General features: G+C 60.6%; 8 protein-coding genes. 7 read left to right on the forward strand and 1 reads right to left on the reverse strand.

Annotated features, from left to right (window positions below; translation table 11 throughout):
• Positions 1–76: 76 nt before the first annotated feature.
• The 6 genes from HS122_19275 to mnmE all read left to right on the forward strand — a co-directional run bounded on the left by HS122_19275 (position 77) and on the right by mnmE (position 8,356).
• Positions 77–1,582, forward strand: a complete 1,506-nt coding sequence (locus HS122_19275) for a rhamnulokinase (protein ID MBE7540538.1) — start codon at positions 77–79, stop codon at positions 1,580–1,582.
• A gap of 111 nt (positions 1,583–1,693) precedes the next feature.
• On the forward strand, positions 1,694–3,226 hold the full coding sequence (locus HS122_19280) for a DEAD/DEAH box helicase (protein ID MBE7540539.1): 1,533 nt from the start codon (positions 1,694–1,696) through the stop codon (positions 3,224–3,226).
• A gap of 130 nt (positions 3,227–3,356) precedes the next feature.
• Complete coding sequence (locus tag HS122_19285) at positions 3,357–4,514, forward strand: Gfo/Idh/MocA family oxidoreductase (GenBank protein MBE7540540.1); 1,158 nt, start codon at positions 3,357–3,359, stop codon at positions 4,512–4,514.
• Positions 4,515–4,557: 43 nt separating this feature from the next.
• Complete coding sequence (gene uxaC / locus HS122_19290; GenBank protein MBE7540541.1) at positions 4,558–5,979, forward strand: glucuronate isomerase; 1,422 nt, start codon at positions 4,558–4,560, stop codon at positions 5,977–5,979.
• 28 nt (positions 5,980–6,007) lie between these two features.
• Positions 6,008–6,796 carry a sugar phosphate isomerase/epimerase gene (locus HS122_19295; protein ID MBE7540542.1) on the forward strand — a complete coding sequence of 263 codons (789 nt, stop codon included), beginning with the start codon at positions 6,008–6,010 and terminating at the stop codon, positions 6,794–6,796.
• Between the two features lie 78 nt (positions 6,797–6,874).
• Positions 6,875–8,356: a tRNA uridine-5-carboxymethylaminomethyl(34) synthesis GTPase MnmE gene (gene mnmE, locus HS122_19300; protein ID MBE7540543.1), complete on the forward strand. Its 1,482-nt coding sequence runs from the start codon at positions 6,875–6,877 to the stop codon at positions 8,354–8,356.
• A gap of 232 nt (positions 8,357–8,588) precedes the next feature.
• Here mnmE and HS122_19305 read toward each other — a convergent pair whose 3' ends face one another.
• Positions 8,589–9,524, reverse strand: coding sequence for an IS110 family transposase (locus HS122_19305; GenBank protein ID MBE7540544.1), 936 nt, complete (start codon positions 9,522–9,524; stop codon positions 8,589–8,591).
• A 687-nt stretch (positions 9,525–10,211) separates the two neighbouring features.
• Between HS122_19305 and mnmG the strand changes: the two genes are divergently transcribed.
• Positions 10,212–12,080 (forward strand): tRNA uridine-5-carboxymethylaminomethyl(34) synthesis enzyme MnmG (gene mnmG / locus HS122_19310; GenBank protein MBE7540545.1); only part of this gene is annotated, 1,869 nt, incomplete at its 3' end.

Below are 12,080 nucleotides of genomic sequence, written 5' to 3' on the forward strand. Positions count from 1 at the left end.
AGACGAGCAAGCCGGGCTGTCAGGAAAGTATCGGCTTCCGCTTGTTTTGGGGTAGATTTCGAAAGCTTCGGCCTACATGGATCGTAAAGGATCCAACCGAAACAATCCCAGAGTTCCCAAACCGTTTCATTCAATGTCCTCCAAGCCCGTTTACACCGCCGCCATCGACCTCGGCGCCACCAGTGGGCGCGTCATTCTTGGCTCATGGGTCAGGCAGCGCCTCGCGCTGAAGGAAGTGCACCGGTTTTCCAATGCATTCCGCACACTGGGATACCACGACTATTGGGATGTCGGCACCCTGTGGTCAGAGGTCCAGACCGGCTTGCGCGCCGCCGCCGCCGCACTTCCCCGAAATGCGAAACTGGCGTCGGTTGGAGTGGACACCTGGGGCGTCGACTACGTGCTCCTCAACGATGCCGGCAGGCTCGTATTTCCGGTTCACGCCTACCGCGACTCACGCACGCGCCCCGGATTGGAACGCCTGGCCCGCACACGCGCGGCGCTTGAGCGGGTCTATGCGGCGACCGGCATCCCCAATGTCTTCTACAACACATCACTCCAACTCGAGGAGGCCATCGCGTCCTGCCCTGCCCTGACGGACCTCGCCACCCGCTGCCTTTTCCTGCCGGACTACTTTAATTTTCTGCTTTCGGGCAAGGCCGCCAACGAGCTCTCGGTCGCGAGCACGTCCCAATTGATCGATGTGCACACCAGGGACTGGTCCCGTTTCGCCCTGGATCACTTCCGTGTGCCACCCTCCTGGTTCAGTACCCCCGTGCCTGCGGGGACCCGGCTGGGTGGACTGAGGAAGGAACTCGCGCACCTGCATCCGGCTTTTGCCCACACGCAGGTAGTCGCGGTCCCCGGACACGATACGGCGTGTGCCTACGACGCCATGCCCGCCAATCCCGACGGCACCGATCTCTACCTCAGCTCGGGCACCTGGTCGCTGGTCGGATTCGAATGCGACCAGCCCGTGTTGGGCACCGGGGCCATGGCTGCGCGAATCTCCAACGAGCGCACCGGTGACGGTCGTTACCATCCCCTGACCAATGTGATCGGGCTGTGGCTGCTTGAGGGCACGTTGAAGGATTTCGATTCGCGCCCCCAATCCGCGCGCGAATGGGGATCGCTGATCACCGCCGCTGAGAACCAGCCAAAGCCACCGCGGCTGCTCGATGTGACGGATCCCGCCCTGGCAAACCCGACCTCCATGCGCGCCGCAATCGATGCCCAGATCAAGAAGCGCCGGGGCAAAGCGCCAAAGGATATGGCGGGATACATGCGCCTGATCTGCGACTCCCTCGGGCAGGGTCATGCGGACGCGCTCAAGGCCTTTGAAAAACTCGCGCAGCGCACATTCAAACGCATTCTCATGGTCGGCGGCGGCGCCCGGAATCGCCTGCTCTGCCAGGCCACTGCCGACGCCTGCCGGCTTCCCGTCGCCGCCTTCGATCTCGAAGGATCAGCCGTGGGTAACATTGCCTCCCAACTCATTGCCATCAAGGCAGTAAAGAACCTGGAGATCTTCCGTGGCCATTTGAGCGCGCACCTCGACAAACGGGTTTACACACCTCAATGACTTGTTCCCGCTCAGGATGAACGGCGTTCGCGTTTCCGATCGGTCGGGATCCGTGGTTGCAATGGCTGCCGGAAAGCGGAGACTGTAACCTTTCCAGAAAGAACGCCTATCATGCTGAAAAAGTTGATCGCGAAGCTGCGCAAGACCATTGCCCCATCAAGCGTCGCCCAACCACCGCAAAAGCCGACCGCCTCCAAGCCCTCGGGAAGGGATCGAAATCGGTCGCGCCCCCAGCAGCACGATGCGAAGCAGAGGAAGGACCATCGTCCACGTTCCCCCCACGACCGTCAGCCATCGGCAAACGCATCAGGCCAGAGTCACTCCCGTGCACGCTCGGGATCCAGCGGTCGGCCAAAACCCGCGCCTGCTGAACGCCCGGTTTCTCAGCCGCCCCCACCCAAACGCAACAGGCCGGTGCGCGAGCTGCCCGCCGTTCCGAAGGTTGAAAGCGCTTTCAGCCAGCTCGGTCTTTCCGACCGCATCGCTTTCGCTGTTCAGGAAAAGGGATACACCGAGCCCACGCCCATTCAATCCCAGGCCATTCCGCTGGTGATCGCCGGCAGGGACGTCATTGGGTCCGCCCAAACGGGCACCGGAAAAACCGCCGCTTTCGCCCTGCCCATTCTGGAACGCCTGGGTGCTCGGACCGGCCACCCGCGCTGCCTCGTTCTTGAGCCAACCCGTGAGCTCGCATTACAGGTTGAAGAGGCGTTCAGGGGCTACGGCAAGTTCACCCAGCTCGACGTGACGGTGATTTATGGTGGCGTGGGCTACGGTAAACAGCGCGAGGATCTTGAGAACGGGGTCGACATCATCGTCGCTACCCCCGGTCGACTGCTCGATCACATGGAGCAGGGAGCGGTAAGTCTTTCGGGCATCGACATCCTGGTGCTCGATGAAGTGGATCGCATGCTGGACATGGGATTCCTTCCCGATGTCAAACGCATCGTTTCCAAGACGCCCAAGAGTCGGCAGACTCTTTTTTTCACCGCCACGATCCCTCCCGAAATCGCCTCTCTTGCAGGCTGGGCGTTGCGCGATCCGGTGGAGGTCAAGATCGGCCAGCGACGCTCCCCCGCCGAAACGGTCGAACACGCCTTCTATCCCGTCGTCGCCTCGCAGAAGTTTGATCTCCTCCTGACGCTTCTGGAAGCCACGCAGTACAAGAGCGTGATAATTTTTTGCCGCACACGCATGGGCGCCGATCGGATCGCCCACCGGCTGATTGCGGCGAGCCACACTGTCGGCGTGCTGCACTCCGACCGCAGCCAGCGCGAACGGGTCGAGTCGCTCGAAGGCTTCAAATCCGGCAGGTTCGAGATGCTCGTCGCCACCGACATCGCGGCCCGCGGGCTCGATATCGCCGGGGTGTCCCACGTCATCAACTACGATGTGCCCGAGAATCCCGAGGATTATGTTCACCGAATCGGACGCACGGGCCGGGCGCAGCATTCCGGCGAGGCGTTCACACTGGTGACCGAGGACGACGTGCGCAACGCGCGCTCCATCGAGCGCTTCATCGATGCGCAGATTGAGCGGAAGAAGTTCGCGGGTTTTCCCTACGTCTATTCGGCCCTATTTGACGAATCCGCCCAGCCTTCCGCGAAACCGGCGAGCCGGCTGACACGCGGAGCGAGACGCTGAGTCTCGTCATCGACCGGTTCCATCGCACGACGGACCGGTTCACTTCCGCTTAACATTCATCGCTACCTTCCTTGCCGCTCCTGGGATGCGGCCAAGGCTTGGCATCCCTTCCTCCAACCCACCCTTCTCCATGGACAAAGTTCGCACAGGCATCGTCGGTCTCGGCAACATGGGATCTGGTCACGCGACCAGCATTCTTGCCGGTAAAATCAAGGGTCTCGAGCTTACGGCGATCGCCGACGCCGATCCGGCGCGGTTTGCGCGCTTCCCCGGACTGAAGACGTTTTCGTCCGCCGCCGAGATGATCGATTCCCGCCAGATCGACGCCATTATCATCGCCACCCCGCACTTCGATCACACCACGATCGGCATGCGCGCCCTCAAGGCCGGGCTGCACGTCATGGTCGAGAAGCCCATCTCCGTTCACCGCGCCGACGCGGAGCGCCTGATTGCCTCCTACACCAACAAGAAGCAGGTGTTCGCCGCGATGTTCAACCAGCGGACCGACCTCTATTACAAAAAGATCCGCCAGCTCATCCAGGACGGCGAACTCGGCGAGATCCGCAGGGTGAACTGGATCATCACAAACTGGTTCCGTACCGAGGCGTACTACGCCAGCGGCGGCTGGAGGGCGACCTGGGCGGGCGAAGGCGGCGGCGTGCTGCTCAACCAGTGCCCGCACAACCTGGATCTTTTCCAATGGATGTTCGGCATGCCGAAATCCATTCGCGCGTTCTGCAGCTTCGGACGCTACCATGACATCGAGGTCGAGGACGACGTCACCGCCTACATGGAGTTTCCCAACGGAGCGACGGGCGTCTTCATCACCTCGACCGGCGAGGCTCCAGGCACGAACCGCCTGGAAATCACCGCCGAGCGCGGCCGGATCGTCTACGAGAATGACGCGATTTCCTACATCCGCAACGAGGTGCCTATGTCGGAATTCTCACGCAAGTCCACCCAGGCCTTTGCGCGACCCGACTCCTGGGACGTCAGCATCCCCGCGGCCGGTCACGGCGGACAGCACAACGAAATTCTCCAGAACTTCGCGGACGCCATTCTCAATGGCGCCAAACTGCTCTCGCCCGCGGTCGAGGGCATCCACTCGATCGAACTGGCGAATGCCATGCTGTACTCGGCGTGGACCGATTCGACGGTCTCACTGCCGCTCGACGGACGAAAGTACGAGCGGGCGCTCAAGCAGAAGATCGCGGCGTCCGCGCAGAACAAGCGAAAGAAGAAGGTCGTCGTTTCGACGGACGATTTTTCGAAATCCTTCGGACGGTGAGCGATTGCCCGAGAGTTCCGCGGCCCATCGGATTCGCGACACCATGACCAAGCCCTATCTCCACGAGGATTTCCTGCTCACCACGGAGTGGGCGCGCAGGCTCTATTTCGATCACGCCGCCCGGCAGCCGATCTTCGACTATCACTGCCATCTGCCTCCCGACCAGATCGCCTCAAACAGGCAGTTCAGCACGCTGACTGAAATCTGGCTTGGCGGTGATCACTACAAGTGGCGCGCCCTGCGCGCCGCGGGGGTGCCCGAGGAACTGATAACGGGAAACACCACGAGCGACTACGAGAAGTTCCTCGCCTTCGCCCGCACGGTGCCGCAGTTGGTCCGCAATCCGCTTCACCATTGGTCGCATCTCGAACTGCGCCGCTATTTCGGAATCGACCTGCTGATCAATGAGGCGAATGCGCCCAGGATCTGGGAGGCCGCCAATGCGAAGCTCCGCACGCCCGCGATGTCCGTGCATGGAATCCTGACGTCGAATCGCGTGAACGTCGTCTGCACCACCGACGATCCCGCCGACATGCTCGAACACCACCTCGCCATCTCCCGCGGCAATCTGCAGACGAAAGTCTATCCGACTTTCCGTCCGGACAAGGCCATGGCGGTCAACGCGCCGTCCATCTTCAATCCGTGGTGCGACCTCCTGGATGAACGCAGCGGCGTGAGCGTGAACAGTCTGGCCGGGCTGCTCGAGGCCATCGACAAGCGCCACGGTTTCTTTCATTCGATCGGCGGCCGGTTGTCCGACCATGGCATGGAGTCGCTTCCCGATGTCGACTGCACCGAACGCGAAGCGGCGGCCATCTTCACGCAGGCGCGTTCGGGCGTGGCCGCGACACCCGAGCAGGCGGCGAAGTTCGCGTGGTTCATCATGATCTTCCTGGGGCAGCTTGACGCGAAACGCGGCTGGACGAAGCAGCTTCACCTTGGCGCCCTGCGCAACAACAACAACCGCCTGCTCAAGCGACTCGGCGCGGATGCCGGAGTTGATTCGATCGGTGATTTCCCGCAGTGCCGCGGACTGACGCGCTACCTCGATGCGCTCGATCGCGAGAACCAGCTCCCGCGCGTCATCCTCTACAATCTGAATCCGGCCGACAACTATGCGTTCGCGACCATGGTCGGGAATTTTCAGGACGGCACTGTCCCCGGCAAACTGCAGTTCGGTTCGGGCTGGTGGTTCCTCGACCAGCGGGAGGGCATGGAGTGGCAGATCAATGCGCTTTCCCAACTGGGACTGCTTTCAAGATTCGTGGGCATGCTCACGGATTCGCGGAGCTTCCTCAGCTATGTGCGCCACGAATATTTCCGACGCCTCCTCTGCGGAATGATCGGGGCGGATATCGAGGCCGGCTTGATTCCGGCGGATGAAGCGGCCAATGCAAAGTTGATCCGCGATATCTGCTACGACAACGCCGCCGCATATTTTGGTCTCAAGGCTGGCAACCTTTGATTTTGAAAGTTCTTCCGCGCGAATAGTCATGAAGCTCGGTCTCTGCACCACACCGGATATTGTCGCGAAGTTTGGCGCACCGCCGTGCGATTTTATCGAGGGGCACATCCAGAATCTGCTTGTGCCTGAACAACTGCAGGAGGCCTTCGTCCCCCATGCGGCGGAGACCCGCGCCTGCGCCTTGCCCACGCCGGCGGCCAACTGCCTGTTCCCGCCCGACCTGAGGGTGACGGGTCCGTCGGTTGATCCGGTGCGCATGAAGCGATACGTGGAATCCGCCTTTTCCCGAGCGGCCACGATTGGACTCACCACGCTTGTTTTTGGATCCGGCGCCGCGCGCAAGGTGCCGGAGGGCTGGTCACTGGTGAAAGGTTTTGAGCAGTACGTGGAGGCGCTCAACCTCCTGGCGCCCATTGCCCGCGTGCATGGAATCACTCTCGTGGTGGAGGCGCTCCAGCGCGGGGAATGCAACATTGTCAATACGCTGGACGAGGGAGCGGAGGCCGTGAAACGCAGCAACCACCCGAACGTGCGCCTGCTCGTGGATGTCTTCCACATGCTCCGGAACGGCGAGAGTCCCGATGCCATCACCCGGCACGCAGCCCTCGTCACGCATGCGCATATTGCGGAGAACAAGGATCGCGCGGAGCCCGGATGCCACAATGAGGATTTCCGCCCGTTCCTGCGCGCGCTGCGATCCGCGTCCGGATGTCAGCGCCTGACGATCGAGTGTGTGTGGTCGCGCGGCGACATCGTTGGTCAGGCTCCCGGTGCTATCGCAGCGCTGCGCCGCCAGCTGGCTGATTCCGGGTATTGAGTGGCGGGGTCCGAAGGGGGAAGCTCGAGCCCCCCGGATCCCGGGGAGTCTGTCCAGGAACGTTCCGCAGCACGCAGGATGCGATTGGCGCATATTTTTGCCTTTGCGCGGGACGGGCGACGCGATTCCCTTCGTGCGGTGTGCGCCTCTCCCTCCACCGATACCATCGTCGCCCTTGCGACACCCGCGGGGGCCTCGGCGATTGCGGTCCTGCGTGTCAGCGGACCGCTGGTCGCTGATTTCTCGCGCACGCTTTTCAGCGTTGCCCTGAAGCCGCGCCAGACCCGGACGGTTCGCTACCGGGATCTCGCGCGTAATGCATTTTTGGATACGGTTGTGGCGGTGTGCTTCGAGGCTCCGGCAAGCTACACCGGCGAGGACGTGCTTGAGATTTCATGCCATGGTAATCCTTTCATCGCTCGCCGCCTGATCGACGATCTCTGCGCTCGCGGCTGCCGGCTCGCCCAGCCGGGGGAGTTCACGCAGCGCGCGTTTCTCGGAGGGAAGCTGGATCTCAGCCAGGCGGAGGCCGTGATGGATGTCATTCGTGCGCGCAGCGACCGCGCGCTTGCGGCTGCGCAGCAGCAGTTGGAGGGATCGCTTGGAAGGCATCTTTCACGGCTCAACGGCGAACTGCTCGACGCACTTGCCCGGGTGGAGGCCTACATTGATTTTCCCGACGAGGATCTTCCCGCTGAGGACCGTTCGATTGTGCGCGGGGCAGTCGAAAGCGTGTTGGAGGGCACCCGGCGCCTCCTTGCGACCCAGCGCTACGGGGAAATCCTGCGCACGGGCATTCGCACGGTCATTGTTGGAGCGCCGAACGCGGGAAAGAGTTCGCTCTTGAACCGGATGGTGGGGTACGAGCGCGCGATAGTTTCCCCCGAACCCGGCACAACGCGCGATTTCATCGAGGAAAACATTCATGCCGGTGCGCATCTGGTCCGCTTGATCGACACCGCGGGCCTGAATCCATCGCCGGGAGAGATTGAGCGGATGGGCATCGAGAAAACCCACGAACGGATGAAAGCGGCAGACCTCGTGTTGTGGGTGATTGATCTCAGCGCACCGATCCCTCCCCTGCCCCGCGATGTTGTGGCAGCGATGGCGACTGCGACGATTCTGGTTGTCGGGAACAAGGCGGATCTGGTTTCTCCCGAGCGGGCCGCAAATGCCCTTTCGCCCGATGCGTTGGAGACAGCCGGTTTTTCTGAGGCGTCCGCCCGGCGCGTGAAAACATTCATTGTTTCGGCTCAATCAGGAGAGGGAGTTCCAGCCTTGATGGGAGGCATTGAGGGGACGGCGGAGAGCTATCTCGTGCAGACAGGCGATGAGGTGATCGCAGTGAACGCCCGCCACGCGCAGGCATTGGAGCGGGCAGGAACAAGTCTGGAAGCCGCGCTTGGACTTCTGCGGCCGGACGCTCAGCCGCCCTCCCCTCCCGAGCTTGTTGCGAGCGATCTCAGGGAGGCGCTTGAAGCGCTGGGTGAGATCCAGGGAAAGTTCGACAACGAGCGCATGCTCGACCGCCTCTTCGCGACATTCTGCATCGGAAAGTGATCATCGGCCGGGGGACCGCGTGGCTCGAGCTTCCAGCCCGCAGTCAGCTGCTGACCTCAGGCCAAAGACAGAGGGAAGAAGGCGAAAGTCGGAAGATTCAACGCGAAGACGCGAAGACGCGGAGGAAGCGCGACGGGGAGATTTTTTCAACTGGAGGGGCACGCTCCGTCGTGCCCAGGGATCGCGCGTCGTGAAGCGCCGCCGGAAAGTCTCACGCGGAGCAGCGGTGTTTTCAGGCAAGAACAAAATCAGGGTCTTGAAGGAGATGATTCATCAGGCAGGCCATCTTCCGCATGACGGCGACGAGACAGACCTTGGCTGGTTTGCCGTTGGCGCGAAGTCGCTGGTAGAAGGCGGCGAGAATTGGATTGGAGCGGGATGCCGAGACGGCGGCCATGTACAGGACATGTCGGACGGGTGCGCGCCCGCCGCGTACGTGACGGGGTGCGCAGGTGTGGCCGGAATCGGCCGCGTGGGGTGCGACACCCAGCAAGGCCGAGAGCTGCGCGGATTCGATCTGGCCCAATTCAGGGACGTAGGCCAGAACCGTGGCAGCGAGCACAGGTCCGATGCCCTTGACCTGCTGGAGCCGTTGAGACTTGTGCTTGAGATCGGGATCCTGATCGATGAGTTGGTCGATGAGTTTTTCGACCTTGGCAATCTGCTGAGCGAGAAACTTCTGTTGGGTCGTCAGCAGGTGTCGCAGGGTCGGTCCAGCCAAGGAGAGGCGGGCATTCACCTCCACGAGTTGGGTGGTCAATTGCCGGCGATGTTCAAGCATCTCGCGCAAGGTAGCCGAAGCCGGATCGGCCGGCACAGCCAGGCGCGGATTCATTTTCTCCCCGAAGCGACGCAGCATGCGGGCATCGATACGATCGGTCTTAGCCAGCAAGCCCTCCGCATAGGCAAACGCGCGACATCGTCCTGGTTGCACGACACACACCTCAATGCCCGCTTGCAGCAGTTCTGCGACGATTAGCTTTTCGTAGCCGCCGCTGGCTTCGCACACAACGCGGGGATTTGGTACGGAGCGGATTCTTTGGATGAGTTCAGAGCGACCTGCGGGGGTGTTGGCACAGCGGCCTTCAGCAGTTTCGCTCAAGCAGTAATCGAGTTGGTCCTTGGAAATATCCAGTCCAACGTAGTTGGGTGACACATTTGCGGGCATGGTATGCTCCTTCTTGCGATGCGAGCTCAAGGCTCTTCCAGCGGTTCGAGTTAAACCAGGCACAGGACAGGGATCATTGCTCCGCGGCGAGGTCGAGCCTCTTGGCGCGAATCGATCTTCCTGCCCTGCCGCGTGTCCGGCGGCCGGCCGAACACGCGCCCTGGCGACCTTGGAAGAGGTTCGCTCATCCAAGGCCAAATCTACTGTGACAAAGGCCGCCGCCTCCGACGAGCCAAATGGCCCATTCTCGGCGGCGGCCTTTGTCACTCCCCTCTTGTTCACGAAATTGGACATACAAGACGCGGAGGACGCGGAGAAGAGAAGAGAATGGGTTCCACTCCGCTGGAGGGGCACGCTCCGTCGTGACCGGGGGACGCCCACCGCCAAACAGCGCCGGGCAATGCACCCCTGGCGTGCAATCCTGAATTGCGGATGTGAAATCTGAGATCGGCTGGCCGAGGCGCCGCTCACACATGGCCACTATCCGGATCGTATCCGGGCATTCCGTAGGCAAGTGCAGGAGGAGATCCACGGATTGCACGGACTTCACAGAGTGAAGGCACAGAAACTTGATGATTTCGCGAGAGCTCAGATGGCCGTGCCCGCTTGGCAATTGCATTGCCCCCTACCCTGAATCCGTCAGGTTTTTCGCTTGTCAATATTGCACGGATGCGCTCAGAAAGGGGTATAAAATACGACAGTACAACGAGTTACGATGTCATTGTCTGCGGTGCCGGACACGCGGGCTGCGAAGCGGCATTGGCCGCCGCCCGCATGGGTGCCCCTACCCTGCTTCTCACCGGCAACCTGGACACCATTGCGCAGATGAGCTGTAATCCGGCCATCGGCGGACAGGCTAAGGGCCAGATTGTTCGCGAGATAGATGCCTTGGGCGGAGAGATGGCCATCAATACGGATTGCACCGCCATCCAATTCAGGCTTCTGAATGAGTCCAAGGGACTTGCGGTGCAATCACCCCGTGCCCAATGCGACAAGAAGGCTTATCAGTTTCGCCTGAAACACACCTTGGAGCTGCAGCCGAACCTGCGCATATTTCAAGCGACGGTGACTGGGTTGATCTATGAAGGCTCACGCGTCGTCGGAGTTCGAACAAACCTGGATCTCGAATTTAGGTCCAAAATGGTGATTGTGACAACGGGTACATTCCTTCGAGGATTGATGCATATCGGCCAGAACAAGAATGAAGGTGGCCGCCTTGGCGATTTTAGCTCGAAAACGCTTTCGGCGAGTTTTCTTGAGGCGGGTATTGAATTGCGCAGATTGAAGACCGGGACGCCACCGAGGTTGCTGGGACGCAGCCTTGATTTTTCGAAGATGGCTGAGCAGAAAGGTGACTCGGATGTAACGCTCTTCGCATTTCACGACACGCGAGACGCTGAACCAATGTTCCACGTGGAACAATCCGGAGAAGCGCGCTTGGGCTGGGCTCCGGGCTCGAATCAGGTGTCCTGCTGGATGACGCACACGACTGAAAGAACCGCTGAATTGGTCCGGGGTAATCTCCATCGGTCGGCCATGTATTCCGGAGAAATCGAAGGCATTGGCCCGCGTTATTGTCCAAGCATTGAAGACAAGTTCGTGCGATTTGCGGATAAGCCTCGCCATCTGCTTTTCCTCGAGCCTGAGGGTCGATCAACGAATGAATACTACGTGAATGGCCTGTCGACATCGTTGCCGTTCGAGATTCAGCAAGAGGTGGTTCACAGCGTGCCTGGACTGGAGAACGCAGAGATCCTGCGGCCAGCCTATGCAGTCGAATACGATTTTGCTCCACCCACGCAGCTATTCCCGTCACTGGAATCAAAGAAGGTCGAAAACCTGTTTTTCGCCGGACAAATTAATGGGACTTCGGGTTATGAAGAGGCTGCATGCCAGGGGCTTCTGGCCGGGGTTAATGCGGTCAACAAGGTGAGGGGAGCGCCTCCATTGATTGTTGGCCGGCATGAAGGCTATATCGGAGTTTTGGTTGACGATTTGGTAACGAAGGGCACGGACGAGCCGTATCGTATGTTCACAAGCCGAGCCGAATATCGCTTGCTCTTTAATCACGGCAGCGCCGAGTTGCGCCTCGCACATCACGCAAGTCAATTCGGCCTGATCTCCGAGAGCCGGCGGAACCGAATTGCAGCCAAAGCGGAGCAGGTTTCCAAGTGGCGAAAATTCTTTGAGGAAACACGTCCGGAAGGCGGGCAGGGGACATGGGGCGATGCGATCCGTCGTGCTACGACCGGCTCTGGACCGAGTATTTCATATCCATCTGGTTTTCGTGGACTTACGAAGGAAGTTCAAGAGGAAGTTCTCTATCGGGTCAGCTACGCGGGTTATCTCGCGCGCGAGGAGCGTCAGATCAGCAAGCTCGCCCAAATTGAAAGGATCAGGATACCCGAATCACTTAACTATATTGAGATAAGAGGATTGCGCCGCGAAAGCGCAATCAAGCTGGATGCCATCAAACCGCGCACCCTCGGACAGGCGAGCCGGATAAGTGGCGTCAATCCCTCCGACATCAGTCTCTTGATGATAGCGCTGAAGTCA

The organism is Opitutaceae bacterium (genome assembly GCA_015075305.1).
Taxonomy (GTDB): Bacteria; Verrucomicrobiota; Verrucomicrobiia; order Opitutales; family Opitutaceae; genus UBA6669.

Bases quoted from the DNA above. Each gene is read 5' to 3' on its own strand.
- HS122_19280 (MBE7540539.1), top strand. From the start codon at position 1,694: ATGCTGAAAAAGTTGATCGCGAAGCTGCGCAAGACCATTGCCCCATCA.
- HS122_19305 (MBE7540544.1), bottom strand. From the start codon at position 9,524: ATGCCCGCAAATGTGTCACCCAACTACGTTGGACTGGATATTTCCAAG.
- HS122_19275 (MBE7540538.1), top strand. From the start codon at position 77: ATGGATCGTAAAGGATCCAACCGAAACAATCCCAGAGTTCCCAAACCG.
- mnmE (MBE7540543.1), top strand. From the start codon at position 6,875: ATGCGATTGGCGCATATTTTTGCCTTTGCGCGGGACGGGCGACGCGAT.
- HS122_19295 (MBE7540542.1), top strand. From the start codon at position 6,008: ATGAAGCTCGGTCTCTGCACCACACCGGATATTGTCGCGAAGTTTGGC.
- uxaC (MBE7540541.1), top strand. From the start codon at position 4,558: ATGACCAAGCCCTATCTCCACGAGGATTTCCTGCTCACCACGGAGTGG.
- HS122_19285 (MBE7540540.1), top strand. From the start codon at position 3,357: ATGGACAAAGTTCGCACAGGCATCGTCGGTCTCGGCAACATGGGATCT.